Origin of the sequence: Acidithiobacillus sp. HP-11 (genome assembly GCF_015100075.1) — a bacterium.
In the GTDB taxonomy this organism is placed as follows: domain Bacteria; phylum Pseudomonadota; class Gammaproteobacteria; order Acidithiobacillales; family Acidithiobacillaceae; genus Acidithiobacillus; species Acidithiobacillus thiooxidans.
Map to the genome: position 1 here is coordinate 17,863 of NZ_JACKYY010000002.1, position 25,438 is coordinate 43,300.

Annotated in this window: 30 protein-coding genes; 12 read left to right on the forward strand and 18 right to left on the reverse strand. The window is 54.8% G+C overall.

All coding sequences use genetic code 11. The features are described from left to right. Positions 1-234 precede the first annotated feature (234 nt). The 5 genes from H7F08_RS00695 to H7F08_RS00715 are packed head-to-tail and all read right to left on the reverse strand — an operon-like array spanning position 235 to position 4,354. The gene (locus H7F08_RS00695; protein ID WP_024893404.1) at positions 235-1,368 is read right to left on the reverse strand and encodes an anhydro-N-acetylmuramic acid kinase; all 1,134 of its coding nucleotides are present in this window, start codon (positions 1,366-1,368) and stop codon (positions 235-237) included. A 56-nt stretch (positions 1,369-1,424) separates the two neighbouring features. Beyond that, a complete protein-coding gene (locus tag H7F08_RS00700; protein ID WP_024893405.1) occupies positions 1,425-1,907 on the reverse strand; it encodes an FKBP-type peptidyl-prolyl cis-trans isomerase in 483 nt (160 codons plus the stop codon). Positions 1,908-1,962: 55 nt separating this feature from the next. Continuing rightward, on the reverse strand, positions 1,963-2,976 hold the full coding sequence (gene hemH / locus H7F08_RS00705) for a ferrochelatase (RefSeq protein ID WP_024893406.1): 1,014 nt from the start codon (positions 2,974-2,976) through the stop codon (positions 1,963-1,965). Continuing rightward, positions 2,976-3,746: an exodeoxyribonuclease III gene (gene xth, locus H7F08_RS00710; protein WP_024893407.1), complete on the reverse strand. Its 771-nt coding sequence runs from the start codon at positions 3,744-3,746 to the stop codon at positions 2,976-2,978. Before xth ends, hemH begins: the two co-directional genes overlap by 1 nt. Before the next feature lie 5 nt (positions 3,747-3,751). Further along, positions 3,752-4,354 (reverse strand): glutathione S-transferase N-terminal domain-containing protein, encoded by a 603-nt coding sequence (locus H7F08_RS00715; protein WP_024893408.1) that lies wholly within the window; start codon positions 4,352-4,354, stop codon positions 3,752-3,754. An 80-nt stretch (positions 4,355-4,434) separates the two neighbouring features. Here H7F08_RS00715 and H7F08_RS00720 point away from each other — a divergent pair, with 80 nt between their 5' ends. From H7F08_RS00720 to prmB, 4 genes are read left to right on the forward strand one after another with little or no spacing between them, the layout of a single operon-like run. Continuing rightward, entirely contained in the window at positions 4,435-5,283 is an 849-nt protein-coding gene (locus tag H7F08_RS00720; protein ID WP_024893409.1) for a 23S rRNA (adenine(2030)-N(6))-methyltransferase RlmJ, read from the forward strand. Between the two features lie 33 nt (positions 5,284-5,316). Further along, the gene (locus H7F08_RS00725) at positions 5,317-5,601 is read left to right on the forward strand and encodes a DUF2322 family protein (protein ID WP_010640562.1); all 285 of its coding nucleotides are present in this window, start codon (positions 5,317-5,319) and stop codon (positions 5,599-5,601) included. Positions 5,602-5,613: 12 nt separating this feature from the next. Continuing rightward, on the forward strand, positions 5,614-6,375 hold the full coding sequence (locus tag H7F08_RS00730; protein ID WP_024893410.1) for an exodeoxyribonuclease III: 762 nt from the start codon (positions 5,614-5,616) through the stop codon (positions 6,373-6,375). After that, positions 6,375-7,274: a 50S ribosomal protein L3 N(5)-glutamine methyltransferase gene (prmB, locus tag H7F08_RS00735; protein WP_024893411.1), complete on the forward strand. Its 900-nt coding sequence runs from the start codon at positions 6,375-6,377 to the stop codon at positions 7,272-7,274. Before H7F08_RS00730 ends, prmB begins: the two co-directional genes overlap by 1 nt. Here the strand turns inward: prmB and H7F08_RS00740 are convergent. Next, complete coding sequence (locus tag H7F08_RS00740; RefSeq protein WP_193639665.1) at positions 7,264-8,154, reverse strand: LysR family transcriptional regulator; 891 nt, start codon at positions 8,152-8,154, stop codon at positions 7,264-7,266. The genes prmB and H7F08_RS00740 overlap by 11 nt on opposite strands. A 91-nt stretch (positions 8,155-8,245) precedes the next feature. Here H7F08_RS00740 and H7F08_RS00745 point away from each other — a divergent pair, with 91 nt between their 5' ends. Further along, positions 8,246-9,814 (forward strand): MFS transporter, encoded by a 1,569-nt coding sequence (locus tag H7F08_RS00745; protein ID WP_193639666.1) that lies wholly within the window; start codon positions 8,246-8,248, stop codon positions 9,812-9,814. Here H7F08_RS00745 and H7F08_RS00750 read toward each other — a convergent pair. Further along, on the reverse strand, positions 9,730-10,644 hold the full coding sequence (locus tag H7F08_RS00750) for a mechanosensitive ion channel family protein (protein ID WP_010640572.1): 915 nt from the start codon (positions 10,642-10,644) through the stop codon (positions 9,730-9,732). The genes H7F08_RS00745 and H7F08_RS00750 overlap by 85 nt on opposite strands. Positions 10,645-11,008: 364 nt before the next feature. Here H7F08_RS00750 and argS point away from each other — a divergent pair, with 364 nt between their 5' ends. Continuing rightward, on the forward strand, positions 11,009-12,748 hold the full coding sequence (gene argS / locus H7F08_RS00755) for an arginine--tRNA ligase (RefSeq protein ID WP_193639667.1): 1,740 nt from the start codon (positions 11,009-11,011) through the stop codon (positions 12,746-12,748). Between the two features lie 6 nt (positions 12,749-12,754). After that, positions 12,755-13,609 (forward strand): SPOR domain-containing protein, encoded by an 855-nt coding sequence (locus tag H7F08_RS00760; RefSeq protein ID WP_193639668.1) that lies wholly within the window; start codon positions 12,755-12,757, stop codon positions 13,607-13,609. Here H7F08_RS00760 and H7F08_RS00765 read toward each other — a convergent pair. Together H7F08_RS00765 and rsmA are read right to left on the reverse strand one after the other, a co-directional pair. Then, positions 13,575-14,042: a YbjN domain-containing protein gene (locus tag H7F08_RS00765; RefSeq protein ID WP_010640577.1), complete on the reverse strand. Its 468-nt coding sequence runs from the start codon at positions 14,040-14,042 to the stop codon at positions 13,575-13,577. The two genes, H7F08_RS00760 and H7F08_RS00765, sit on opposite strands and share 35 nt — an antisense overlap. Further along, positions 14,039-14,842: a 16S rRNA (adenine(1518)-N(6)/adenine(1519)-N(6))-dimethyltransferase RsmA gene (gene rsmA, locus H7F08_RS00770; protein ID WP_193639687.1), complete on the reverse strand. Its 804-nt coding sequence runs from the start codon at positions 14,840-14,842 to the stop codon at positions 14,039-14,041. Before rsmA ends, H7F08_RS00765 begins: the two co-directional genes overlap by 4 nt. A gap of 65 nt (positions 14,843-14,907) precedes the next feature. Here rsmA and H7F08_RS00775 point away from each other — a divergent pair, with 65 nt between their 5' ends. Beyond that, a complete protein-coding gene (locus H7F08_RS00775) occupies positions 14,908-15,462 on the forward strand; it encodes an HNH endonuclease (protein ID WP_193639669.1) in 555 nt (184 codons plus the stop codon). A gap of 35 nt (positions 15,463-15,497) precedes the next feature. Here the strand turns inward: H7F08_RS00775 and pdxA are convergent, their stop codons facing one another. From pdxA to H7F08_RS00815, 8 genes are read right to left on the reverse strand one after another with little or no spacing between them, the layout of a single operon-like run. After that, positions 15,498-16,499: a 4-hydroxythreonine-4-phosphate dehydrogenase PdxA gene (pdxA, locus tag H7F08_RS00780; protein ID WP_193639670.1), complete on the reverse strand. Its 1,002-nt coding sequence runs from the start codon at positions 16,497-16,499 to the stop codon at positions 15,498-15,500. After that, positions 16,496-16,747: a S4 domain-containing protein gene (locus H7F08_RS00785; protein WP_010640584.1), complete on the reverse strand. Its 252-nt coding sequence runs from the start codon at positions 16,745-16,747 to the stop codon at positions 16,496-16,498. Before H7F08_RS00785 ends, pdxA begins: the two co-directional genes overlap by 4 nt. Positions 16,748-16,761: 14 nt before the next feature. Further along, complete coding sequence (locus H7F08_RS00790) at positions 16,762-17,682, reverse strand: ABC transporter ATP-binding protein (protein WP_075322056.1); 921 nt, start codon at positions 17,680-17,682, stop codon at positions 16,762-16,764. Beyond that, positions 17,675-17,992 (reverse strand): lipid asymmetry maintenance protein MlaB, encoded by a 318-nt coding sequence (locus tag H7F08_RS00795; protein ID WP_010640588.1) that lies wholly within the window; start codon positions 17,990-17,992, stop codon positions 17,675-17,677. The genes H7F08_RS00790 and H7F08_RS00795 overlap by 8 nt, the downstream gene beginning before the upstream one ends. Further along, positions 17,989-18,630, reverse strand: a complete 642-nt coding sequence (locus H7F08_RS00800; protein ID WP_024893421.1) for a phospholipid-binding protein MlaC — start codon at positions 18,628-18,630, stop codon at positions 17,989-17,991. Before H7F08_RS00800 ends, H7F08_RS00795 begins: the two co-directional genes overlap by 4 nt. Positions 18,631-18,642: 12 nt before the next feature. Then, the gene (mlaD, locus tag H7F08_RS00805; RefSeq protein ID WP_193639671.1) at positions 18,643-19,122 is read right to left on the reverse strand and encodes an outer membrane lipid asymmetry maintenance protein MlaD; all 480 of its coding nucleotides are present in this window, start codon (positions 19,120-19,122) and stop codon (positions 18,643-18,645) included. A 13-nt stretch (positions 19,123-19,135) separates the two neighbouring features. Beyond that, positions 19,136-19,918, reverse strand: coding sequence for a lipid asymmetry maintenance ABC transporter permease subunit MlaE (mlaE, locus tag H7F08_RS00810; protein ID WP_010640594.1), 783 nt, complete (start codon positions 19,916-19,918; stop codon positions 19,136-19,138). Positions 19,919-19,921: 3 nt separating this feature from the next. After that, a complete protein-coding gene (locus H7F08_RS00815; protein ID WP_010640596.1) occupies positions 19,922-20,746 on the reverse strand; it encodes an ABC transporter ATP-binding protein in 825 nt (274 codons plus the stop codon). A 315-nt stretch (positions 20,747-21,061) separates the two neighbouring features. On the opposite strand from H7F08_RS00815, the gene speD reads away from it, so the two are divergent. Both speD and speE read left to right on the forward strand, forming a co-directional pair. Then, positions 21,062-21,463, forward strand: a complete 402-nt coding sequence (speD, locus tag H7F08_RS00820; protein ID WP_010640598.1) for an adenosylmethionine decarboxylase — start codon at positions 21,062-21,064, stop codon at positions 21,461-21,463. 118 nt (positions 21,464-21,581) lie between these two features. Next, positions 21,582-22,418, forward strand: a complete 837-nt coding sequence (speE, locus tag H7F08_RS00825; protein WP_010640600.1) for a polyamine aminopropyltransferase — start codon at positions 21,582-21,584, stop codon at positions 22,416-22,418. A 226-nt stretch (positions 22,419-22,644) separates the two neighbouring features. On the opposite strand, the gene H7F08_RS00830 is transcribed toward speE, so the two are convergent. Further along, a complete protein-coding gene (locus H7F08_RS00830; protein WP_010641191.1) occupies positions 22,645-23,256 on the reverse strand; it encodes a histidine phosphatase family protein in 612 nt (203 codons plus the stop codon). 128 nt (positions 23,257-23,384) lie between these two features. On the opposite strand from H7F08_RS00830, the gene H7F08_RS00835 reads away from it, so the two are divergent. Both H7F08_RS00835 and H7F08_RS00840 read left to right on the forward strand, forming a co-directional pair. Further along, positions 23,385-23,753 carry a rhodanese-like domain-containing protein gene (locus tag H7F08_RS00835; protein ID WP_010641189.1) on the forward strand — a complete coding sequence of 123 codons (369 nt, stop codon included), beginning with the start codon at positions 23,385-23,387 and terminating at the stop codon, positions 23,751-23,753. A gap of 311 nt (positions 23,754-24,064) precedes the next feature. After that, a complete protein-coding gene (locus H7F08_RS00840) occupies positions 24,065-25,438 on the forward strand; it encodes a glutamate decarboxylase (protein WP_193639672.1) in 1,374 nt (457 codons plus the stop codon).

The following is a 25,438-nucleotide window of genomic DNA, read 5'->3' on the forward strand; positions in this document are numbered from 1 at the left end:
GCAATTTTTATAAAACTTATCTAAAAAACGGCAGAGGGTCAGGAGGCTTTTTGCTCCAACGCCCCTTGCCTGTTGTTCTAAGGCTCATCCTGCTGTCAGGAGAGAACTCGCCCTACGGGCTCAAACAGCTCTCCTGACGGGCGCTGGATTTCGCCAAGAACAACAACGGCGCGGGACAAAGTCGCTGCAAAGCCTCCTGACCCTCTGCCGTTTTTTAGATGACAGAACCAGATATTAAGCGTGGGCCAGTCGAGATAATAATTCCAGCCAGTTCCTGCCTGGCAGAATATTGCCCAATACTACCGGCTCACGAACTCCCGTCACCTGACCATAGGCTAGAGCTTTTCCTCGCAAGCATTGTTCACCCAACCAGGCAAAGGCCAAAGCCTCAAGCGCCTGACTGGGAATCCCGCTTTGTTCTGAACCATTATGTACCTGCAACTCAGGTAAAGCCGACTGCAATTCCCGCATCAGCGTTGGATTTTCAGCGCCGCCGCCAAACACCAGCAATTCTTTTGCATCCGGTGTCCATTTTCGCAGGGCATCTGCCACCGTTATGGCCGTCAATGCCGTTAACGTAGCAACAAAATCCGCCCCCGAATATTTCCAGTCATTCCACCATTGATGGACCAGCCGATCATCAAAACTTTCCCGACCGGTACTTTTGGGTGGAGATTGCCGGAAATAGGGGTGTTTCAGCCATTGGTCGAGGGGCAACGCCTGAACTTTACCTGCCGCTGCCAATTTGCCGTCCAGATCGCAACAGGCTTCGCCTCCGCTCAGAATCCGGACCGCAGCATCAATCAATACATTCCCGGGCCCGGTATCGAAGGCCTGCAAAGCCCGGGAGTCATCACCGCCAGGGATCCAGGTTAAATTTGCCATACCGCCCAGATTCAGGACCAGACGTGGCTGATCTGCCTGGAACAGGCGCTGATGAAATGGGGGAACCAATGGTGCACCCTCACCTCCAGCAGCAACATCTGCTCGCCGAAAATCGTGAACCACCGTCAGACCCGTAGCGATAGCCACATCAGCAGCGGAACCAATCTGCAGGGTAAAACCGGGAACAGCACGCGGCTGATGCCGAATGGTCTGGCCATGCAGGGCAATAAAATCGACCGGACCCAATTTATGGATGGCAGCCACTGCCACCTCCGCATAACAGGCTCCCAGTTGCCGATCCAGAATGGCCATTTGCTCAACGCCCAGCGGGCCATTGGCAGCAAGCACCATTTCCAGCAAGGGCGCAGCAAAAGCCTGGCTGAATAAACCGGCATATCCCCGTGCGGGAGTAACATCGCAATCCAGCACCGCTGCATCAACGCCATCGGCACTGGTTCCGGACATCAAACCCAAAGCGCGCAAGCCGTTACCGCTTCGCAACAGGATTCAGAAATTGTTCCTGCGGCGAACAGCCTCGCTCAATGTTCGTGACCGTGCTCACCATGTACGTGGCCGTGAGCCAGTTCTTCTGCAGTCGCATCACGCACATCCAGTACCGTGACATCAAAATTCAGCGTCATTCCGGCCAGAGGATGATTCAAATCAACGGTCACCTCTTCGCCTTCAATATCAATCACCGTGGCCAGACGAGCACCTTCGTCCGTCTCGGTTTCAAACTGCGTCCCGATTTCGAGATCTTCCGGATCATCAAAATCTTCCTTGGCAACCACTTCCACCAGATCCTCATCCCAGTCGCCATAACCTTCTTCGGGCGGAATGGATACTTCAACCTTGTCACCCGTGCGATGCCCGGCCAACGCCTGCTCCAATCCGGGAATGATTCCGTGGTGTCCGTGCAGATAAATAAGTGGTTCTTCACCTACAGAGCTGTCAATCAGCTCTCCCTCTTCATCGGTGAGGGAATAGTCGATGGTGACTACCTTGTCGTTGCTGATGATCATATTGGGCGTCCTATAGATGAGGGCTGGAGGATAAAGACTGATTTCAGTGAGAATTCTAGCTTGACTGGGCAGAAACGGCAAAATTTTCCGGGGTCTCCCAAAACTGCCAGGAAGGCGCAAGAATCTCGCTGAATGCTTTGATCCACAAAGGATTGTCATTAAGTGCCGGAATATATCGCAAAGTCTTCCCGCCAGCATTCAAAAAAGTTTCTTTGCCCTCCAGCGCAATTTCCTGGAGAGTCTCCACACAGTCCGCCGAAAATCCGGGGCAGAGAGCATCTATTTCCCGAACCCCCTGCCGGGCCAGATTCTCCAGGGTTTTGTCCGTATAAGGCTCAAGCCATTTTGCCGCGCCAAAACGACTCTGGAAGGTCTGAACCCATTCCTCCTGCTTCAGGCCCAACGCCTGTACCAGAAGTGCCGTGGTGACTTCGCACTGTTGACGATATGGATCACCCAACTGAATAGACCGCTGGGGCAGGCCATGAAAGGAAATCAGCAACTTTTCAGCGCGACCGTTTTCCTGCCACCAGTGGCGGACACTTTCTGCCAGCGCATGAATATAGGCAGGATGGGTATGCCAATCCCGGAGCATGCGCAATTCGGGAATATCGCGCATACCGCGCAATACATCGGCGACCTTGTCGAATATGGAAGCCGTAGTAGCTGCGGCATATTGGGGATAGAGCGGCACCACCAGTAATTTTTCGCATCCCGATTGGCGCAATTCTGCCATTTTCTGCGGTAAGGACGGTTTTCCATAGCGCATGGCCAGAGCTATGCGGACCTGCCCGGAAAAATGGGTATCACAGTACTGCTGCAAGCCATCCGCAAGACGTTGACTGTAAACCATCAAAGGGGACCCTTCGGGCATCCAGATGCTGGCATAATTGCGTGCCGAACGCGCCGGACGGAAAGTCAGAATCGGACCATTTAATATGGGCCACCAGATAATCCGGGGCAATTCCACCACCCGCCGATCACTGAGGAACTCGCGTAGATAACGGCGCACGGCAGAAGCTGTAGGAGCTTCAGGCGTACCCAGATTGACCAGCAGAACACCAATCATCACACCTCCTCAAGTTGAATCAAAACGGGTGCGTGATCTGAAGGTCGTTCAGCAGCCCGTGCATTCCGATCGATGACTACATCCTGAACCTTCGTCATCAGGGCATTGGAGGCCAGAATCAAATCAATCCGCAACCCGCGATTGCGGCGGAATCCTGCCGCCCGATAATCCCACCAACTCCATTCCTGAAGATCACCATGCTGGTGACGCCAGCTATCCTGCAACCCGAGATTCAGCAGGGCCGTCAGGGCTGCCCGTTCGGGGGGTGAGCACAGGACCTCTTCACCCCAGGCCACCGGGTCATAAACATCCCGGTCATCGGGGGCAATATTAAAATCTCCAACGAGCAGCAGCCGGGGCCACTGCTGCAATTCCTTTGCAATCAACGCGCGCAAACGCTCCAGCCACTGCAGCTTGTAGGGATATTTGTCACTTTCCAATGACTGACCGTTGGGCACATACACATTCACCACCCGGGTACCCGCGAAAGTGCCGGCGCAAAGCCGCGCCTGACCGTCGCTTCCATCAGGCCAATCACAGCGCCCATCTTCCGGCACGCTGCGACTGAGTATCGCCACGCCGTTATAGGTAGGCTGCCCATGATATAGTGCGTGATAACCCGCTTCAGCCAGTTCGGCAACGGGAAATTTTTCATCGCTGAGCTTGGTTTCCTGCAGACACAGCACATCCGGAGATTTTTCCTGCAACCACTCCAGCACTTGCGGAAGCCGCACCTTCAGTGAATTGACATTCCAACTGGCCACTTTCATGGACATTACTGCGGTAGTGTCGCACTGACACTGGGCCGTAAACGCATACTGTGCATCCAGGCCAACAAATCGGGAAACTGGACCAGAAAGTCCGGAGCCCGCAGATCCACATAACCCACTGCAGCTACCGTCGCAATTTGTGACAGATTCAATACCGGCGCGGACCCCACGTCTTTCCATGCCATGGTTTCCTCCTGAAGCATGGCCAGCGCCGTAGTCACCTTGCCGCGCGCGCGCTGCAACATGTTCAGATCCTGACAATCAGCCGCGTGACGCTGCTCCAGAACCCAGGCGATGGTTGTATCCATGATGCCGCTGGCCAGTGCTTCCACACGCAGGGCTTCAATACGCGCTTCCGGGTCCTTGGGAATAATCGCCGGGTCCGGGCGCAACACCTCCAGGTACTGAACAATCACCGCAGAATCATAAACTGCTGAACCATCATTGCGCAGCAGTACAGGGATTTTGCCGAGCGGATTGTGGGCCAGAGCGGCGTGATCCTGAGTCCGCAGATTAACCCACTCCACTTCGCAGGGGATATTTTTTTCCAATAACACTATACGGACCTTGCGGGCGTAGGGGCTGGTTTCGGTAGCGAACAGGCGCATCTTTTTTCTCCTTATGAGTAGGCCGGCGTTGACTCTGTTATCATGACTTAAATTATCATCCCTAGCCAAGCCCAGGAATCATGAACTACCAACATCATTTTCATGCCGGTAATGCGGCAGATTGCATCAAACATCTGGCGCTTTATCTTGTTTTGGAAGCCTTGACCCGCAAGGACACCCCCCTGGCCTACATCGACACCCATGCCGGGGCGGGCAGTTACCCGCTGGGCAATAGCGGAGAACATCTCGGCGGCATTACGCGCCTCTGGGCAGATCGGCGCAGCCTGCCCCAATCCGGAGAATGGCTCAAACGTATACAGCAGATCAATCACGACAAACAACTGCAGTACTATCCCGGCTCGGCCCGGCTGGCCGCAGAACTGCTCAGGCCGGAAGACAGGATGATTTTATGTGAAACAGAGGCGGAAATTGCCACGCAGCTACGGGCGAATATGGGTAAAAGACCGCACACCAGTATTTTGAACGAAGACGGATATCGCGCCCTTTTCGCCCATATTCCTCCGCAGGAAAAACGCGGTCTGGTGTTGATTGATCCGCCCTTTGAGCGCCGGGACGAATGGGAAATGCTCGCCGATACCATACTGCGTGCCTATCAACGCTGGCCGCAGGGAACCTATCTCATCTGGTATCCCATAAAAATACGGGGTACGATCACGCGGTTCTGGCAAGCCATACGCGGCAAAATTGCGGCGCAGGTATTTGAACTGACACAACGGCCGGAAGAAGGTCGCGAAGCCCTGGCCGGTAGCGGGTTATTGCTGATCAATGCGCCTTGGGGCGTCAAGGAAGCCCTCAGCGCCGGCCTTACCGAACTTGGTCCTCTACTGGCCGACCCGCAATCTGGAGGATTCTGGTCTCTGCGTTGCAGCGGCTGGGCCGCCCCTGAAAAAGCCGGTCATAAAAAATGATTCATCTCAATCACGCAGAAAAAGGTTAAGCGGATGGACAAAGAAACTCTTCCCAATATCGATCATATTCAAAAGCTGCTGCTTTATGGCGGCCCCTCCGCGCAGCTACAGCAGGAGCTGGTCAAAACGCCCGGCGCAGAAATCAGTGTCGCCGTCCTCTATCAACTGGCCCTGCGTCATGGCGTCATCAGCCCCACTGCAGCGCGTGAAGGTCTGGCCCTGTTGGCTACTGCCGGGACAGCCGGTGACAGTGGCCGCAAAATTCTGGAAAAAGTGATTGCCGACAGTGATTTTCTGGCTGTACGGGTCATGCGCTGAAGGAAACGGACATTGCGTCTTTATAGTTGGAATGTGAACGGCTGGCGGGCAGCCTACCGCAAAGGTTTGCGGGACTGGGTGAAAGAGACCGGCCCCGATTTGCTCTGCACTCAGGAAACCAAGGCGGATCCTGCAAAACTGACCGCTGCGGAAAGTCGCCTGGAAGGATATGGCAGCTGCTGGGCCGTGGCCGAACGGGCCGGTTACAGCGGCGTCGCCACTTTCACCAAAATTCCCGGACAAACTTCTCATGCGGGCTTGGGCATAGAGCGTTTTGACCGCGAAGGCCGGGTGGTTGTCACCGATTGCGGCGATTTTGATTTGTACAACGTTTATTTTCCCAACGGCAAAAAAGATAGCGAACGACTGGCCTTCAAGCTGGATTTTTATGCCGCCTTTCTGGCGCATATCAACCAGAAAGCGGCGGCAGGCCGCCCGGTGATTTTTTGCGGGGACGTGAACACGGCGCATCAGCCCATCGACCTCGCCCGCCCCAAGGAAAATCAGCGCATTTCCGGCTTTCTTCCCGAGGAGAGAGCCTGCATGGACCAATGGCAACAGGCTGGTTGGGTGGATAGTTTTCGTCATTTTCATCCTGATGAGGCCCGTTACTCCTGGTGGAGCCAACGCACTGATGCCCGCAGTCGCGACATTGGCTGGCGCCTCGATTATTTCTGGGTACACCAGAGCCTTCTGCCGCGCCTGCGCGCTGCGGGTATCGCTACGGAAGTCATGGGTTCTGATCATTGTCCCGTCTGGCTGGAGATTATTTGATGCGCCTCGAAAAGTATGTACAACTTGCCGAAAATGAGCTGTTCACCGTGGCAGACTTGCGGCGCTGGGGCAGCAGCCGCTTTGCTGCCGCCGATCTGGATTTCAGTCAGGGGCAGCAAAACCCCCGCGCCGAAGCCGATCTGATCCTGGCGCGCGCCCTGCACCTGGAACCCGAAGATCTTGCGGACTTTTCAGGTGCCCGGCTGCTGCCGGAGGAAAAGCGCCGGGTATTGCAACACTTTTATGCGCGTGAAATTCTCCGCAGGCCGGCGGCCTATATTACTGGAGAAGCCTGGTTCGCCGGGCTGCGCTTTATGGTGGATGAGCGGGTATTGATCCCCCGCAGCCTCATTGAGCCCTTTATTGAAGAGGGCTTTGCGCCCTGGGTGGAAGAATCGCGCATCCAGCGTATTCTCGAAATCGGTACCGGTTCCGGGTGCATGGCCATTACCCTGGCCCTACGTTTTCCCTATGCTGAAATAGATGCTGTAGATATTTCTCTAGAGGCCCTGAACGTGGCGCGCAGCAATGTCCAGAAATACGGGCTGGAAGATCAGGTACATTTATATCAGTCAGATTTATTCTCGGCTTTGCAGGGCCAACGTTACGATCTGGTTATCAGCAACCCCCCCTATGTGGATGCCGCAGCTATGGCCGAGTTACCCCCGGAATACACCCATGAGCCACGCCTGGCCCTTGCCGCTGGCACGGATGGACTGGACTGTCTCCTGCCCCTGCTGGAACAGGCTCCCCGGCACCTGGAAGCAGGCGGGGTATTGATTGTGGAAACCGGCGATGCAGAAGTAGCGCTCAGCGAACAAAGACCCGATTTGCCGCTGATCTGGCTGGAACACCCTGCGGGGGGCTCCGGTGTTTTCCTGATGACTTTTAATGGCTGAACAGCAACTGTAAAAACACCCGCACCGCCCGCGACTGAAAATCCCTCTGCGGGCGAATCAGAAACAGTGTCCAGAATAACCCGCGCGGCGGTTCCAGGCGCAGGGAGGCCAAAGGCCAGCGGACCTTGTCCAGAGCCTCCACCGAGGCAAAGCCAATACCCAATCCCGCCGCGACCGCGTCGCGTAGGGCTTCGACGCCCGTCACCTCCACGCTGTAACGGGCACACAATCCGGCATGGGCAATGGCGGCCTCCACGCGGCGCCGGATTCCTGAATGGGCTTCTCTCCAGACAATAGGTTGTTGCAGAATTTCCTCCCAGCGCGCCGATTGTCGTCCTTCCTGCACCCAGGGATGATCCCAGGGCAGAATGGCCACCAGTTCGTCTTCCCGCCAGGCCTCCTGCTCCATATGTTGGGGCAAATGATCTGCAGCAATTTGTTCTTCGGTAAACAGCAAATCCCAACTACCCAAAGAAAGGGCATCCGGCAAAGGACCCGTTTTCAATTGCAACTGGATACTCGGGTAAGCACTGCGGAAACGGGCCAGATGTTCCATTAAAAAATAGTTGGCGACCGTATTGGTGGCCGCAATGCGTAAACTGCCTTCCTGCAGGTTCTGGCGTCGCGCCGACCAGCTTTCCACCTCCTCCAGGCTTTCGCGCAGGCGACGCGCATAGGGCAACAGGGACTCACCCGCTGCCGTCAGCTTGATACCGCGACCACTGCGTTGATAAAGCGGTTCTCCCAAACTCAGCTGCAGGGCCCGCAGGCGCTCGGAAACAGCAGGCTGACTGCGCTGCAACATTCGGGCCCCACGTCCTACCCCTTCGGCTTCGGCAACGGCCAAAAAGGTCAACAATTCTTCTGCATGTATTTTCAATAGGATTTTCCGATGAATGCGTACAAATCAATCTATTAGTTCTATATTAGTGACAGCGCTACAGTAGGGCAAATTTGATGGGAGACACCCGATGGAGCGTATCCAGCCATTGTCCAGAACCTGGCCACTTTTTGCAGGCGTAGCATTGGCTTTGGGCATGGGTTCTTTTGATGGCGCCTCGGTGCAGGGTATTTTTCCTTATGTGGCAGGCGGCCTTTCCACCAGTAACGATCACGCCCTGTGGACCCTCACCTACTTCATCGTACACTGGTCCCTGGGTATTACCCTCATGCCCTGGACCACCCAGCGTTTTGGCATGCGGCGCGTATTCCAGATGGCCGTTATGGTCGCCGGCATCGGCACCATCATCAGCGCCACCACCAGTAATCTCTGGATCATGCTGCTTTCCCGTGCCCTCGAAGGGATTGCCGCCGGATTGCTGGTCCCCCTGAGCCAAAGTCTGTTTCTGCGCCATAGTCCCGAACGACAGCATGGCCTCGTCACCATTTTCTGGAGTAATGCCATGCTGGTTCCCTTTTTTTTCGGGCCGGCCCTGGGCGGTTTTTTGGCTACAGACCTCGGTTATCGCAGTATTTTTCTGCTTTCCCTGCCTTTCTGGATACTGGCATTACTGCTCGGTAGCAGTGGTATCCCCAAAGATCAGGGTCGAAAAAACATGCCACCCTTTGACGGCTGGGGATTCGGCCTGCTCTACGCCGGGCTGATGAGTCTGCAAATCGTACTCGATCAGGGCGAAGAATATGGCTGGTGGCACTCTGCGTTTATTCTGAAAATGACCCTGATTGCTCTGGCTTGTTTTTTGCTATTTGCCTGGCGCGAAAGCGAAACAGCCCATCCCCTGCTGGAAATCCATTTTCTGAAGCGGCGCAATTACTGGTTGGGGCTTTTGTTACTCTGCCTGGGATGGGCCATGTTCATGGGCTGGGCTTCCATTTTACCGCTTTGGGCGGAAGAAGATCTGGGCTTCAACGGCTTCTGGGCCAGCCTCGTTCTTTTCCCCATTGGGCTGGGGGCGATCCCCCTGTCCACCCAGATGGATCGCCTCCGGGGTCTGCTGGGCTTGCGTCGTCTGGCTGCCTTGTGTTTCAGCATTTTTGCCTTTGCCTATGGCAATGCCTATCTCAGCCCCATCAGCAGTCTGTCTGACCTTTTTATACCCATCCTCCTGATCGGCATCGGCGTCGGCATGCTCTTTGTGCCCCTGACCCTCATCATTCTTTCGGGTCTGGATAGCGAAGAAATCCCTTCAGCGGCAACGACCAGCAACTTCATCCGGGTATTCAGTGCAAATATCGGCGTCAGCCTGCTGAGTGTCTATTGGACCCGTTACAGCGCCATGGCTGCCGATCATTTTCGGGGGCAGATCAGCCGCTTCCAGAGCCACCAGGATTTTTCAGCCGCCATGTTGCACAGCATGATCATGGTCAAAGCCGACACCCTCAGTATCGACAACCTGTTGCGACTGTCCATGTGGATTTGCCTGGCCGCCGCCTTGATAGCCTATTTTTTCATCATCCCCCCGAGCCGCATGAACAAAGCCAGCGGCCCGCAAAACTATGTGGAAGAGGAAGAAGAGGAAACCGGTTTTGCGGCTTCGGCAAAAGCCGAAGCCGCCGACGGCGCCAGAACCACTTCCTGACGCGGGCGGGGAATTTCTATACCGGCATTTTCAAGGGCATCCGCCAAAGCCCAGTTAAAAGCCGCATGGGTGCTGCCAGGGCGCATCAATCCGTCACGCTCTACCCAAACAATCATCTCGCAATCATATCCTGCTTCACCAAAAGCGTTGAGCCAGAGTGAAGGTGGGTACTGCTTGTTTGGCGTACATAAGGGATGCGCCAAGGCAGTATTCACCACCAATTCGCGAAGTTTTTCCCGGTCAGTCCCGTAGGGAACCCGAAAAGGAACGTGAATACGCATGACCGGATCATCCAGACTCCAGTTAATCACTTCCCCATTCACAAACTGGGAATTAGGGACCAAAACATCCACATGGTCGTTCGTCATTATCTGGGTATAACGCACGCTGAGTTTTTTGACTTCACCGTGCAGGCCATTTTCCTTGATCTGAATATAATCTCCGACCTTGATACTGTGTTCAAAAAGCAGAATCAGACCAGAGGCAAAATTGCTGAAAATATTCTGCAGACCAAAGCCCAAACCGACACCGACTACGCCACCGAGAATACTCAGACTGCTGAGATTGACGCCCACCGTTTGCAGGGCAATCAAAATACCCAGAGCAATGACGATATAGTAGGTCAACCTTGAGATTGCATAAGCCGTCGCCGTACCCAAGCTTCGGGACAGGGTTTTTCGTATCAGCCTTCTCAGCCATATAGCGCCCCACCAGAGGAAAAACAGGATCAGCACAAATTCGACAATACCCAGGGGTTCAATAAGAATATTGCCCGGCAAATGCCATGGCGTGGTAAACCATCGCCAGAAAGCCCCCAGATAATCATGCATATTCGGTTTCTCCATCGATTTTTTTGCCCAGGTTAGGGTGTTTGTCCTGGAAACGGCAGTGGGTCTGGTCTGGGGGCTTTGCAGCGACTTTGGCCCGCGCCGTTGTTGTTCTTGGTGAAATCCTGCGCCCGTCAGGAGAGCTGTTTGAGCCCGTAGGGCGAGTTCTCTCCTGACAGCAGGATGAGCCTTAGAACAACAGGCAAGGGACGTTGGAGCAAAAAGCCCCTAGACCAGACCCACTGCCGTTTCCAGGATTGTTCCTAGTCTATCAGAATGCGCTCCGTGACAAACATACAACAACCCCTGCCGCAAAGCGTCCACATCAGTTACACTAAAGCAAAAATTGACTGGATAAGGTAGCCCCGTGAAAGCATTTGTTCTCCAGCCCCTGCAAGAGGCCCTCAATGCCCTGCTACTGCAGGGCGTCATCCCGGAGGTTCCGGCTCAGCTCGAACTGGATCGTCCCAAGCAGGTGGAGCACGGCCATCTGGCCAGCAATATCGCCCTGCTTCTCGCCAAAAAGGCGGGGCGTAAACCCCGTGAACTGGCCGACGCCATTATTGCGGCATTGCCCGCCAGCCCGTGGATAGTGCGTACGGAAATTGCCGGGCCGGGTTTTATCAATTTTTTCCTGAGCCCTGCCGCTTTTCATGCGGTCATCGAAAAAATCCAGACCGAACAAAACCAGTTCGGGTCCAACCAACGGGGCGAGCAGCAAAAGCTGCAGCTGGAATTTGTTTCGGCCAATCCCACCGGTCCGCTTCATGTGGGGCACGGTCGTGGTGCTGCGTACGGTGCGAGCCTGGCCAATATTTTGCGCTTCAATGGGTATGATATTTTCTGTGAATATTACGTGAATGATGCCGGTCGGCAGATGGATATTCTGGCCGCCAGTGTTTATATGCGTTACCTCGAAGCGGCCGGACTGCTCCCCTGGCCCTTTCCTGACAACAGTTATCGCGGCGCTTATGTGCGCGAAATTGCGGCACAACTACGCACGCAATGCGGTGATCGCCTGGAGCATGCCGCAGCCGGCATCCCCAACCTGCCTGCCATGGAAGACGCCGATGCGGCTGTGGACACACTGATCGCCCACCTCAAGCAAAGTCTGGGGAACGATTACCGCGTGTTGCACAGTGCCGGGCTGGATGAAATCCTGAACGACATCCGCAATGATCTGGAACAATTCGGCGTGCATTACGAACGCTGGTATTCAGAACGACAACTGGTCGATTCCGGAGCCGTAGACCGGGCGACAGCCGAACTGGAAGCTGCGGGACATTGCTACATTCAGGATGGCGCGCTCTGGTTCCGGTCAACCGCATTTGGCGATGACAAGGACCGGGTTCTGCGTCGGGAAAACGGTGCGTACACCTACTTTGCCTCGGATGTGGCTTACCATGCCGAGAAATTTGCCCGTGGTTTCACTCATGTTTTGGATATGTGGGGTGCCGATCATCACGGCTACGTTCCTCGCGTCAAGGCAGCGCTCAAAGCACTGGGACTGGACGACGAAAAGCTGGAAGTCGTACTGGTCCAGTTTGCCATTCTGTATCGTGGTGCGGAAAAGGTATCCATGTCCACCCGTGCCGGAGAATTTGTCACCCTGCGCGAACTGCGCGAAGAAGTTGGTAATGATGCCGCCCGCTTTTTTTATGTGCTGCGCCGCGCTGACCAGCACCTCGACTTTGATCTGGATCTGGCCAAAAAGCACTCAGAAGAAAATCCGGTATTTTATATCCAGTATGCCCATGCCCGGGTTTACTCCATGCTCCGCCAGGCTACAGAAAAAGGCTTGAGTCTTCCTGCCGATAATGAGAGTGCACTGGATTGTCTGCAAGATTCCCGCGAGCTGGCTCTGGCCGATGCACTATGGCGTTTTCCGGAAGTCGTGCACAACGCCGCCCGGGATCGGGAACCGCATCAGATTGCTTTCTATCTGCGCGAGCTGGCCGCCGCTTTTCACACTTATTACAACTCCACCAAGATTCTGGTGGAGGAAACACCCCTGCGCCATGCCCGCCTGACACTTTGCAAAGGGGTCGCCCAGACCATTGCCAATGGCTTGAAACTGCTTGGGGTCTCGGCACCGGAGCAGATGTAAACCGTCATGCGTGATTATAAGAACCAGACCAGCCGCCCACCTTCCGGAGAGCAGCGCCCGGCGCCTCAGCCCCGGAGGCCGAGGGAGCCCGAACCCGAACTGGAGGAAGAGCAGGAAGCACTGCATTCTGCCGAAGATCGAGGCCTCAGACTCTGGCCCTGGATATTGCTCATTATCATTCTGCTGCTCAGCGCCCTGGTGTGGTGGTGGATCGCGCAATTACCCATCAACACCGGCAAACTGGGGCTCCTGTCGAAAAATTCAGGAAGCACTGCCGCCGCCGCATCAGCCAGCAGTAATGCCAAGCCTGCAACAGGGGGCAAATCATCCAGTGCCAGTTCCGTGGCATTGGCTACGGCCATCGCGTCCTCCGCTGCTCCTGTCTCCAGCACCAGCAAACACGGGACAGCAGCCAGCACCCAGTCAACTGCCGCTGCCGCTTCCACACGCAGCGGCGTGGATTTCAACTTTTATCAGATCCTGCCAAAAATGCATGTTGATATACCGGCGGACATTCTCGGCAGTGGTCCGGGTATTCCTTCCGCAAGCACCAACAGCACTGCTGCCGTGGCCGTACATCAGCCGGTAACCATTCAGGTGGGAGCATTTACGAATCGGGCTGCCGCCGTCGTGCTCCGCGACCGCCTGGCGCTACTGGGCGTCAGCACCAGCATGACCAAAGTGGATGGCAATGGCAGTAACACGCTTTATCGCCTGCAAACCCAAACGTTTGATTCTTTGGCCGATGCCCAACCCACTCTCGCCAAAATTCGTGGCATGGGCATCACCCCTTTGCTGATTGGCAACGGCATCATCGGTGCAGCAACTAATGCACCGCTGTCCCAGTCTCCAGTGCCTTGATGGCTGCAGCGGGAGTTTCCTGACCGGCCAGTACCTTGTCCAACCCAGGCAGGTAATGGTTTATGGTTTCCACACCCAACAACAGGTAGGGACGCAACAAGGCCGTAGATAATACGGCTGCCGGTGCCTGCAAAATCGTCTTGAAATTGATTTCACCATCTTCCATATCCAGCTCGAAATTACCCAGAGACAGACCATAGTTGGCACGGGTCACAAATTCGGCCACCGCCAATCGCTTGTTCGCCGTAATATCCAGATTCTGTGGACGCAAATAAAACAGGATGCGCTCACGATCTGCATGAACATGACAGAAAATATCCAGGGTGCCATTGGGTACCTGCAGTGCACAGGTCATGACCGGATAATCCGGAAGCATTTTGGCTTCCCATTCCAGTTCCATAAACAGTTTTTCAACCACTTCCACATGATTCATTGTTGGGATCCTTGTTCAGCAAAAGCCTCGGCGAGGCGAAAAAAGGCAGCCTGATCCAGTGTTTCTGCACGACAGGACGGATCAATGTCCAAGCTCTGCAACTGCTCCGCACTGAAAATGCCGCGTAAATTATTGGCGATGGTCTTGCGGCGCTGCGCAAAACTGCTGGTGACAATCCGGGCAAAAGCCGGGCGCAGACCATCGGTCAGCAAAACCGGCTTACAGGGTAGCAAACGCATGAAGGCTGAATCCACCTTGGGCGCCGGAAAAAAATTCCCGGGACCCACCGTGAAGAGGGACTCCACTTCACACCAGGCCTGAATCATCACCGATAGTCGTCCATAGGTTTTGCTCCCGGGGGCCGCCACCATGCGTTCGACGACCTCCTTTTGCAACATGAAGTGCATGTCCTGAACCCGCTCTACCGACTCCAGAATATGAAAAATAATGGGGGTCGCGACGTTGTAGGGAAGATTACCCACCACCCGCAGCGACTTGTCGCTGTCACCCAGACGCGCAAAATCCACCTTCAGGGCATCGGCCTGCAGGATCGTCATTTGCCCGGGGGCCGCCAGCGCTTCAAGGCCGGGGATCATGTCCCGATCCAGCTCAATCACGGTCAGATGATCCAGAACCTGGAGCAGCTTTTGGGTCAACGCTCCAGGCCCCGGCCCGATTTCCAGCAGAACGTCCTGCCGATCCGGGCGAATGGCATCCATGATGCGCTCCACAATATAGGGTTGCACCAGAAAATTCTGTCCAAAACGTTTTTTGGCTGCCGGCAAGGCCCCCACTTGCATTCTCAACCTCGCTTCATGCTATATTTGGGTGACGCCTCTAGCAGGCGATGCGAAACGGAAAGTCCATGCACCTCGTGCTTCGTCTTGACGTCGGTGGTCGTCCCATGGCCTGGGAAACCTGGGAAGAAGCCGCCGCCCATTATGTCCGGGGTAATGTGGCCTGGACCCTCGGGAATCCTTTTTTCACTGCTCACGGTGGAGTATGCCGGCGCAGTGGCATCCATTCCCAGCTTGACATTCATCCGGTCATTGCCGTGCGCGGTCGGCATCTTGGCAAAATCAGGCCTCCTGCCCTGTCCAATCAAACCCTGTTTCACCGCGATCATCATCTCTGCATGTACTGCGGCAAACATTATCCGGTGCGCGAATTGACCCGTGATCATATTATCCCCATTTCTCGCAAGGGCCGGGATATCTGGACGAATGTGGTGACCGCCTGCCGCAGTTGTAACAGCCGTAAGGACGATCGAACTCCGGACGAGGCGCACATGCCCTTGTTGGCGGTACCTTTTACGCCGACCTGGGCGGAATATCTGTTGCTCAGCAATCGCCGTATTCTCGCCGATCAGATGGAGTTCCTGCTGGCTCAAGTGCCCGAAGGGCGCAGCCGGATAGGCTGAGCGACTGTCGCTCTCGACCTGAACCAGCTTCTCCATCAGAGCAGGTTCATATGCCGGTTACGGACAATTTCTGTTGCAACATCAAGTGCATGGAGGAGACTTTCTCCTTGCGCCCGCCCCGTGCCCGCCACATCCAGGGCCGTACCGTGGTCTACACTGGTGCGCACAATAGGTAAACCCAGGGTAATATTCACGGCCTCACCGAACGCATGATATTTAAGCACCGGCAACCCCTGATCATGATACATGGCCAGAACCGCGTCGGCGTCCTCCAGCAAGCGCGGCGTGAACAGGGTATCTGCCGGCCAGGGGCCCGAAACCCGCATACCTTCCTGTTGCAGGGCATGAATAACCGGGATAATGATGTCAGTTTCTTCGTGTCCCAGATGCCCACCCTCACCGGCGTGAGGATTTAAACCCGCGACCATGATACGGGGCGCGGCCAGCGCAAAATCCTGAATCAGGGCAGCCTGCAAAATCCGCAGGGTCCGTTCCAGACCACCCCGGGTAATAGCGCTTGGCACTGCGGCCAGAGGCAGATGGGTGGTGGCCAGAGCAACCCGCAAGCCGCGTCCGGCCAGGAGCATCACCACTTCGTTTTGCCCACAGGATGCAGCGAGGTATTCGGTATGTCCCGTAAAGGGAATACCCGCGTCATTGATGATGCCCTTATGCACGGGCGCAGTGATCAGAGCGTCCGCCATCCCCACGCGCAGTAAATCCAGGGCTTTGTCCAAACTGCGCAACACCGCCGGAGCATTGGCAGGATCCAGATGTCCCGGCTGGCAGCTGTGCAGCAGGGGTATATCCAGCACGCGCAGAACATCGGGCTCAAGCTCAGGCCATGGATCCCCTTCCTGCCAGGGTTCCAGTCGTACCGGCAACCCCAATATCATCGCCCGGCTGCGCAGGCAATGCAGATCCCCCAGCAGAATGACGGCTGCCGGCAGGGGATGAGTAGCCAACTGCAGACAAATATCCGGACCAATTCCGGCAGGTTCGCCAACGGTCACCAACAAACGCGGCAATGTATTCATAACCCGGATTCCTCTGGCATCATTTCCACGATCCCCTCGGGTCCTTCCACCCGCTGAGGCAAGCGCAATATCCGCGCCCGCAGCAAACGGTCACGAATATCCACGGTCAGCACATCTTCTGGTTTTACTTCTGCCCCGGCCTTGGCAATCCGACCATTGATTTGCACACAACCGGCATCACAGATTTCCTTGGCGAGACTGCGGCGTTTGATGAGCCGCGACATTTTCAGGAACAGATCCAGGCGCACTGAAGCAGAGCCTTTCAGCGCATCTGTCCAAGGATGTCAGTAAAGGCATCCTCCAGACGTGGTTCCTGCAAATGCAGATCGAGAATTTGCGCAGGCAACTGCTGCAACTGGGCGAGGACTGCACCCAGAGGATTGCGTTGTGCATCAATGCGAAATACCCGGATATTTTCACTAGCCCCGGTCAGCAAATCCTCCAGCGCTGGACCCAGTTCTCCGGGGTCATGATCAAAAGTCACTTTCAGGATTCGCCAGCTTGCCGCACTCAATAAATTCTCTTTTCTGTCGAGGGCGACAATTTTTCCCTGTTGCAGGATGGCAATCCGTTCGCACAACTCCTCGGCTTCTTCCAGATAATGGGTGGTCAAAATGACCGTTCGGCCTTCGGCATTGTAGCGCCGTATGAACTGCCAGAGTCCCTGGCGTAACTCTACATCCACGCCTGCAGTCGGCTCGTCCAGTACCACTACCGGCGGCCGATGTACCAGGGCCTGGGCAATCAGCACCCGCCGTTTCATGCCCCCGGATAAATTCCGCAGATTAGCATTAGCCTTGTCTGCCAGATCCAGCTCTGCCATGAGCTCATCAATCCAGTCATCATTATGGCGCAGGCCAAAATAACCGGATTGCATATGCAAAAACTCACGCACGGTAAAAAAGGGATCATAAGCCAGCTCTTGGGGAACCACCCCCAGCAATTGCCGGGTTCGGCGAAAATCTCTTTCGACATCGAACCCGAAAATTTCCGCTACGCCACTGGAGCGGCGAACCACACCGGCAAGAATATTAATGAGAGATGACTTACCCGCCCCATTGGGGCCCAGCAAACCGAAAAACTCACCGGCGTGAATATCCAGATCCACACCGGTCAGCGCCAGATGTCCGCTCTGATAGGCTTTACGTAAACCCTGAATGTGAATGGCGGGGCAATCAGTCATGGTCAATGTGCAGCATGTCCTGTAAACGATAAAGCGCCACCAGTTCCTGCAAGGGCTGCGATATCCCGCGAATTTGCAACGTCATCCCTCTGGACGCCTGGACCTGTGTCCATTCCATGAGCAGGGCGAGGGTGGCACTGTCTCCGGCCTCAAGCTCATTCAGGGCAATCACCGCACAGCTCTGACTTTCCCTGCTCCAGTCAAAGCGTTTGAGCAGTCCGTCCAGATGCGCAACCCGCCAGTCGCCCAGCAAGAAGAGCTGGGTCTGTCCGCCGACTTCACGGCGCTGCCAGCTGGCTCCCAGACTCAAGCGGGCTGCTTCCCAGAACTTTTTTCAGTCGCATCTTTCTCGGTCATTTGCTGGAGCAAGGCGGGGATTCCGCGACTGGAAGCTATCTGCCCGAAACTCTGTCGATAATTAAGAACCATACTCACACCATCAATGTAGGTGTTATATATCCGCCAGGTATGATCGGTGTAGAGCAGGGCATAAATAACCGGAATATCTGGACCACCATCAGCTTGGCGGATAACCATGTTGACCTGGGCTACGGGCGGGTCTTGGGAAACCTGCTGGCTACCCGTGATTTTTACCGTCTGACCATGATAATGATTCAGCGCATTACTGTAGGTACGCACCAGCAGATCCTTGAAAAGGACTACAAACTCTTTCTGCTGCGCGGGATTCATCTGCCGCCAGTACTGCGCCATGACATATTGGGACATAGTAGTGAAGTCCATATGTGGCAACACAATATCAGCCACCTGCTTTTTGACAGCCGGGGTGATGGGTTTACCCTTGTTGGCGCGCAGCACTTTCAAGACGTTATTGGTGAGTTCATGGACCACGGTGACGGCACCCTGGGCGTTGGGAGCATCCGTAGCACTGGCCGGCACAGTCCAGGCGAAAATCAAACATAACAGCGCAATCCAGGTGATCTGACGCATCAAAATTTCTCCTTATTGACTTCCTGAAGACTTGCTGCTTCCTGCAGCCTTGCTGAACACCATCTGACCAATCATCTGATCAATGTTAACGGCCCCCTGAGTCATGGTGATGGTAGCACCGGGCTTGAGGTTCTGCGGCATGCCACCCGGCTGAATGGCAATATACTGTTCACCCAGCAGTCCCTGCGTATAAATCGAGGCTCCCGTATCAATCGGCAGCTTGATGGACGGTTCGATGCGCATGGTCACATTGGCCATATAGGTTTTCGGATTCATACCGATATGAGTGACTTCACCAACGGTGACGCCACCGATCTTGACCGGACTGCGAGTCTTGAGACTCCCGACATTGCTAAAATCGGCATGCAGCACATAACCACTATCATAGGCAAAGCCGGAAAGATTCCCTACCCGTAATGCCAGCACCACCAACGCTGCAATGCCCAGCAGTACGAATATGCCGACCCACCAATCTATTGCCCGAGTTTCCATGTGCTTCCTGCCCTCAGCTGAATAGCAAAGCTGTAAGAATAAAATCAAGACCCAATACGGTCAGCGAGGCTGTCACCACACTCAGCGTCGTTGCATTACCTACCCCTTCCGCCGTCGGCCGCGCAGTATATCCTTTCCAGGCGGCAATCCAGGTTACCACCACACCAAAACACAGGGCCTTGAACAAACCCGTCAGTATATCCCCTGAAAAGGTCACGTTAGACTGCATCTGCGCCCAAAAAGTCCCACCATCCACACCTAATACCGGCACGGAAATCAGATATCCGCCAAAAATCCCGACCAGATCAAAAATCGCGCAGAGTATGGGCACCGAGATGATTCCCGCCCAAATGCGGGGAGCAACTACCCAGGCAAGGGGATTAACCGCCATCATTTCCATGGCGCTCAACTGCTCGGTGGCTTTCATCGAGCTGATTTCTGCAGTCAGCGCAGAGCCCGCACGCCCGGCAAATAGCAAAGCGGTCAGCACCGGCCCCAGCTCGCGCAGCAAAGACAAGGCAATCAGCGTTCCCAAAGCCGAAGTCGCACCAAAACGCACCAGCGCGTAATAACCCTGAAATCCCAGCACCATTCCTGTAAAAAACGCCGCAACCACCATAAGGATGAGCGAGCGCACACCAAAACCATAAATCTGCCGGAATAACTGCTGAAAGCTGAAATGCCGGTTAAACACGCTGAGCAGGCTCGATAACAGAAAACGACTGGCGGCACCCAGGCCGGGAACGGTTTGCAAGGCGCGTCGGCCCAATTGCGGAATAAATTCGAGCATAGCCATAGGCTATAGCACCTCGCCAGCGGCATGGCTGTCCCGCAACGCTGCGGCATAATCCTGCCGGGCCGGATAATGGAAAGGCACCGGCCCATCGGGCTGCCCCCCCAAAAATTGTCGAGCCAGGGCAGAATCACTGGCACGCAAGTCTGCCGGGCTGCCCTCAGCAATGATTTTGCCACCCGCCAGAATAAAACCGTAATCGGCAATGGAAAAAGTTTCTTCCACATCATGGCTCACCAACACGCTGGTCGCCCCCAGGGCCGTATTCAGCCGTTTGATGAGTGAGGCAATAATGCCCACGCTGATGGGATCCAGCCCGGTAAAAGGTTCATCATAAAATATCAACATCGGATCCATGACGACCGCCCGGGCCAGGGCGATTCTGCGCCCCATTCCTCCCGAAAGCTCTGCCGGAAACAGACCCGCAGCGCCACGCAACCCCACTGCCTCCAGCTTCATCATGACCAGCTTGCGCAGCAGGTTCTCCGGAAGGCGGAAATGCCGGCGCAGCGGAAAAGCAACGTTTTCAAAGGCAGTCAAATCAGTAAACAAAGCACTGTGCTGAAATAACATACCCATCTGCCGACGCAGAGCATACATGGCATCCTCACTGAGCTTTTGCAGATCCTGTCCGGCAATACGAATCTGGCCGGATTGTGGACGCAAAGTCCCTGCCATGAGATTGAGCATGGTCGTCTTGCCCCCGCCACTGGCCCCCATCAGCGCAACAATGGCACCCCGGGGAATGTGCATGTCTACTCCCGCCAGCACCGGGTGCGAGCCACGGGCAAAGCGCACATTATCCAGCTCTACAAGAGCCTCAGCAGCCATGAGCATCCTTGTTCCATTATCAGTCAGGGGTCAGAGTATAAACCGAACGGTCAACAGGGTACCAGAACAGCAGAATATCGGCCTGCGGGCAGATCTAAAAAAATCTCAAAAATCCCTTGCATCCCATGCGGATAAGTGTATAGTTCGCATCCTGTTTCCACGGCACCGAAAGCAGTTACTAAGGGGGTCAGTCCTTAAGAGACTTGGAGCACGGCATGGCCACGTTCCAGCAAGGTAGGGCATAAAACCAAGTACTGTCTGGGGGTGCACGGGAGCTACTTCTTAACCTTTTTAACTTTGGTAAGGGGGGCACCTATGCGCTCGTTAGGACATCAAATCGTTGCAGACTTTTATCACTGTGACGGCAGTACCTTGTCTGATGTTGATTTTGTCACGGATGCCATGCTGGAGGCCGCCCGGCGCGCCAACTGCACCATTGTGACGCAAACCTTTCACCACTTTTCTCCTTACGGGGTCAGTGGTGCCGTAATCGTTGCGGAATCCCATCTGGCCATTCATACCTGGCCCGAATATGGTTATGCAGCGGTAGATGTATTTACCTGTGGCGATATCATTCAGCCTGAAGATGCCTTGAATTACCTCAAGGAAGCTTTTGGTGCCGGCCAGGTCTCCACCATGGAGATGAAACGCGGGCAAGTAGACATGATGGGCATTCCCGCCCATGAACTGCGCGTCAAGCCGGTTCTCTGCGCCTGAAAGTATCCGTCACCACAGCGGGCGGGCTCTGAATACCGGAGCCCGCCTTTTCTTTTATCTCATTCTTCCGCAAAATCCACGCGGGGACATACCATTCCGGTCACAATGAGAGGCAATCATGAGCACAGAACTTTGGTATACCGAACGCTATGAAGAACATGGCGCGAGCTTGAGCCTGAAAATCCGCGAAGTACTGCATCGCGAACAAAGCCCGTACCAGACTATAGAAATCTTTGAAACGGAACATTTTGGCACCCTCATGACTCTGGATGGTCTGGTGATGGTCACCGATCGTGACAATTATCTGTACCACGAAATGATGAGCCATCCCGCCCTGTTTACCCACCCCGCACCCAAAAGGGTGCTGATTATTGGCGGCGGAGATTGTGGCACCCTCCGGGAAGTGCTGCGTCACCCGGAAGTGGAAGAAGCCACGCAGGTCGAACTAGACGAAAGAGTGACCCGGGTTGCCGAACGCTTTTTTCCCGAGTTGTGCGAAAAAAACCATGATCCCCGCGCCCACTTTCACTTTACAGATGGCATCGCCTGGATCAAGGAAGCCCCTGCCGGACGTTATGACGTCATCATTGTGGATTCCACGGATCCGGTAGGACCGGCTGCCGGTCTGTTTGCCACCGATTTTTATGCCGCCTGTCACCACGCTCTGGCCGAGCAGGGCGTTCTGGTTGCACAATCTGAATCCCCGCTACTGCATGCTGACCTCATTCGCCAGTGCCAAAGTCGCATGGCAGAGGCAGGCTTTGAAGCGGTGAACAGCGTGTATTTTCCCCAGTTTTGCTACCCCTCCGGCTGGTGGAGCGGCACCTTGGGGCGCAAGGGTCTGAGCATGGACGCGTTTCGCGCTGAAGATGCCAAAGCCTTTACCGGCACTCACTACTACCATGCTGGTATGCAGCAGGCAGCACAGGTAGCCCCGGCTTTCCTGCTCGGCTAAACCTGTCCGGAACTGAACCACTTCATCCTAAAAACGGCAGTTGCCGTGGGTGCTTTTTGCTCCATTGTTCCTTGCCTGTTGTTCTAAGGCTCATCCTGCTGTCAGGAGAGAACTCGCCCTGCGGGCTCAAACAGCTCTCCTGACGGGCGCAGGACTTCGCCAAGAACAACAACGGCTCAAAACAAAAGTCGCTGAAAAGCACCCACGGCAACTGCCGTTTTTAGGTTCATTGGGCAGGCCGCCCCGGTCCGATATGGGTGTACCGGGGACAGTAATTCCAGAGATGCAAGGCTGGCGTATCATGTTCCCAAGCCAGGCGGGAAATGCTCCCGGGGTCCAGATGCAAATGATCTCCAAAGCGGAGATCCAACCCCAGCCAGCGCGTCGCCAGGGCGCGCAAAATGTGCCCGTGGGCAAAGCAAAGAACATGCTTGTGCCCTTTTGTATCCCAGTCGTGAAGCAGCCGATCGCAGCGTTTCGTCACCTCTGCCGGGCTTTCTCCCTCCGGCCCGCCACAGCGGAATATGCTCCACTCTGGATTTTCCTTGTGAATTTCCTGGGTAGTCTTGCCCTCATAACGGCCATAGCGCCATTCCATCAAATCATCATGTAATTGCGGATGCGCAAAACCGGCAAGGATGGCCGTGTGATGGGCACGAATCAGCGGGCTGGAATAAATCCCGTCAAAATGCCCCTGATTTTCAAACGCTGCCCAGAGCGCCTCGGCATCTGCTCGCCCTGCGAAGGTCAGACCAATATCCGTGTCCGAGGTATGCTTACCCTGATCCGCCCATTCGGTCATACCATGCCGCACCAGGGTAATGGATTCAATTTGCATGATGGCTCTCCTGTTTTTTGACAGATACTCTTCAAACTATAGACGCTCCGACAAGGGGCTTGCGCGAATGGTCGTGGGTCGTTATGGTTTAATCAGTTTTTCTGATTTATCTGATCAAGGGGCGCATAATGAACAAGACAGCAATGGAACTGGTCAAGGAAGCCAAGGCAGAAATTCGGGAAATGGATTTACAGCAGGCCCATGGCAAACACCAGTCGGAAGAAGTGGTTATTATAGATGTTCGCGAAACCCATGAATTTTCTGGTGGCCATATTCCTGGTGCGCACCATATATCCCGGGGCATGCTCGAGTTCAAGGCAGACTCCCATCCGGCCCTCAAGGACAAAGATCGGGAAATCCTGGTTTACTGCAAAACCGGAGGGCGTGCCGCACTGGCCGCCCAACAATTAAAGAAAATGGGTTACACCAATGTTCATTCCATTCAAGGTGGCATGGACGCCTGGGATGACGCCGATCATCCAGTTCACAAGCCCTGAAAACATCAGGGCGGGATTCGCCTGAAACCCAATTCAGCCGCAAATGGATTGGGCGAGCCTCAATCACTGCGGTCATGGGTGTGCCTTGGCAACTTTATTGAGCAGCTGCCCGCCGCTAATGGCTGCCAGCGCGGCGGGGACAGTCGTTTATTATAATCTCCCCCACCATCATTCTTCGCCATAAAATGATGTCCCAATACGTTATAAAGCAACTCATCTTTCGGCGCGAGAATGCTGTGCAGCTTTGAACTTTACCCACTTGTAAAGTGGCCAAAACCAGGAAGCTCTCACCCACTACCAAGGAGAACCACATGGTCAAGCGCTTTACCGAAGACAGCGATATCACCCCGGCTTATGGATCCCGGACCATGGATCACCCTATTCCCAAATACCGATTGCCTGATGGAGAAATGTCTGCGCAAACAGCCTACCAGTTGATTCATGATGAGCTTATGCTGGATGGGAACGCCCGCCTCAATCTGGCCACTTTTGTCACCACCTGGATGGAGCCTGAAGCCGAAAAGCTCATGGCTGAAACTTTCGACAAAAACATGATCGACAAGGACGAATATCCACAAACCGCCGAAATCGAAACCCGCTGTGTGAATATGTTGTCCCGTTTGTTCAATGCCAACCCCGAAGAAAAACCCGTAGGCGTCTCGGCCATTGGTTCCAGCGAAGCCGTCATGCTCGCGGGTATGGCGTTGAAATGGCGCTGGCGGAAACGCCGTCAGGATAAAGGCCTGAGCACAGAAAAGCCCAACCTCGTCATGGGCCGCAACGTGCAAGTCGTCTGGGAAAAATTCTGTCGCTATTGGGAAGTGGAACCTCGTTATATTCCCATGCAGGATGATCGATATACCCTTACTTCCGACGAAGTCCTGGCTATGGTGGATGAAAACAGTATTGGTGTCGTCGCAGTACTGGGTACCACTTTTACCGGGGAGTTTGATCCGGTCAAAGAAATCCACGACGCCCTTGTGGCCCATAGTCAGCACAGCGGGTTGCAGGTTCCCATTCATGTCGACGCTGCCAGCGGCGGTTTTGTGGCCCCTTTTCTGCAACCCGATTTACACTGGGATTTTCGCCTGCCCAATGTGGTTTCCATCAACACCTCCGGGCACAAGTATGGACTCGTATATCCTGGAGTGGGCTGGGCGCTGTGGCGGGGTGAAGAGCATCTCCCGGAAGATTTGGTATTCCATGTCAATTATTTGGGCGGTGACATGCCCACTTTTACCCTCAATTTTTCCCGCCCGGGCAACCAGATTGTCGGACAGTATTACAATCTGCTGCGTCTTGGGCGGGAAGGTTACACGCGAATCATGTCGAATTTACGGGATACCGCCCTTTGGCTTTCTGGCGAAATGGCCAAAATAGGGTCCTTCAGCCTCTTGAGTGATGGCAGCGCCATTCCGGTATTTGCCGTACGCCTCAAAAAAGCCAAATCCTATAGTGTATTTGATGTATCCGAACGGCTGCGTATTCGGGGCTGGCAGGTTCCTGCTTACACCCTACCGGAAAATGCCGGCGGAATCGCCGTATTACGGCTAGTCATTCGAGAAGGGTTTTCACGAGATATGGCGGGTCTGCTTTTACAGGATATCAAGAATGTGATTGCTGAACTCGAAGCAGCCCCGCCCGCCGCCAAAAAATCAGATGATCAACACTTTCATCACAATTAG

Bases quoted from the DNA above. Each gene is read 5' to 3' on its own strand.
- H7F08_RS00700 (WP_024893405.1), bottom strand. From the start codon at position 1,907: ATGATCATCAGCAACGACAAGGTAGTCACCATCGACTATTCCCTCACC.
- hemH (WP_024893406.1), bottom strand. From the start codon at position 2,976: ATGATTGGTGTTCTGCTGGTCAATCTGGGTACGCCTGAAGCTCCTACA.
- xth (WP_024893407.1), bottom strand. From the start codon at position 3,746: ATGAAAGTGGCCAGTTGGAATGTCAATTCACTGAAGGTGCGGCTTCCG.
- H7F08_RS00715 (WP_024893408.1), bottom strand. From the start codon at position 4,354: ATGCGCCTGTTCGCTACCGAAACCAGCCCCTACGCCCGCAAGGTCCGT.
- H7F08_RS00720 (WP_024893409.1), top strand. From the start codon at position 4,435: ATGAACTACCAACATCATTTTCATGCCGGTAATGCGGCAGATTGCATC.
- H7F08_RS00725 (WP_010640562.1), top strand. From the start codon at position 5,317: ATGGACAAAGAAACTCTTCCCAATATCGATCATATTCAAAAGCTGCTG.
- prmB (WP_024893411.1), top strand. From the start codon at position 6,375: ATGCGCCTCGAAAAGTATGTACAACTTGCCGAAAATGAGCTGTTCACC.
- H7F08_RS00745 (WP_193639666.1), top strand. From the start codon at position 8,246: ATGGAGCGTATCCAGCCATTGTCCAGAACCTGGCCACTTTTTGCAGGC.
- H7F08_RS00750 (WP_010640572.1), bottom strand. From the start codon at position 10,644: ATGCATGATTATCTGGGGGCTTTCTGGCGATGGTTTACCACGCCATGG.
- H7F08_RS00760 (WP_193639668.1), top strand. From the start codon at position 12,755: ATGCGTGATTATAAGAACCAGACCAGCCGCCCACCTTCCGGAGAGCAG.
- H7F08_RS00765 (WP_010640577.1), bottom strand. From the start codon at position 14,042: ATGAATCATGTGGAAGTGGTTGAAAAACTGTTTATGGAACTGGAATGG.
- rsmA (WP_193639687.1), bottom strand. From the start codon at position 14,842: ATGCAAGTGGGGGCCTTGCCGGCAGCCAAAAAACGTTTTGGACAGAAT.
- H7F08_RS00775 (WP_193639669.1), top strand. From the start codon at position 14,908: ATGCACCTCGTGCTTCGTCTTGACGTCGGTGGTCGTCCCATGGCCTGG.
- pdxA (WP_193639670.1), bottom strand. From the start codon at position 16,499: ATGAATACATTGCCGCGTTTGTTGGTGACCGTTGGCGAACCTGCCGGA.
- H7F08_RS00790 (WP_075322056.1), bottom strand. From the start codon at position 17,682: ATGACTGATTGCCCCGCCATTCACATTCAGGGTTTACGTAAAGCCTAT.
- H7F08_RS00800 (WP_024893421.1), bottom strand. From the start codon at position 18,630: ATGCGTCAGATCACCTGGATTGCGCTGTTATGTTTGATTTTCGCCTGG.
- mlaD (WP_193639671.1), bottom strand. From the start codon at position 19,122: ATGGAAACTCGGGCAATAGATTGGTGGGTCGGCATATTCGTACTGCTG.
- mlaE (WP_010640594.1), bottom strand. From the start codon at position 19,918: ATGGCTATGCTCGAATTTATTCCGCAATTGGGCCGACGCGCCTTGCAA.
- H7F08_RS00815 (WP_010640596.1), bottom strand. From the start codon at position 20,746: ATGGCTGCTGAGGCTCTTGTAGAGCTGGATAATGTGCGCTTTGCCCGT.
- speD (WP_010640598.1), top strand. From the start codon at position 21,062: ATGCGCTCGTTAGGACATCAAATCGTTGCAGACTTTTATCACTGTGAC.
- speE (WP_010640600.1), top strand. From the start codon at position 21,582: ATGAGCACAGAACTTTGGTATACCGAACGCTATGAAGAACATGGCGCG.
- H7F08_RS00830 (WP_010641191.1), bottom strand. From the start codon at position 23,256: ATGCAAATTGAATCCATTACCCTGGTGCGGCATGGTATGACCGAATGG.
- H7F08_RS00835 (WP_010641189.1), top strand. From the start codon at position 23,385: ATGAACAAGACAGCAATGGAACTGGTCAAGGAAGCCAAGGCAGAAATT.
- H7F08_RS00840 (WP_193639672.1), top strand. From the start codon at position 24,065: ATGGTCAAGCGCTTTACCGAAGACAGCGATATCACCCCGGCTTATGGA.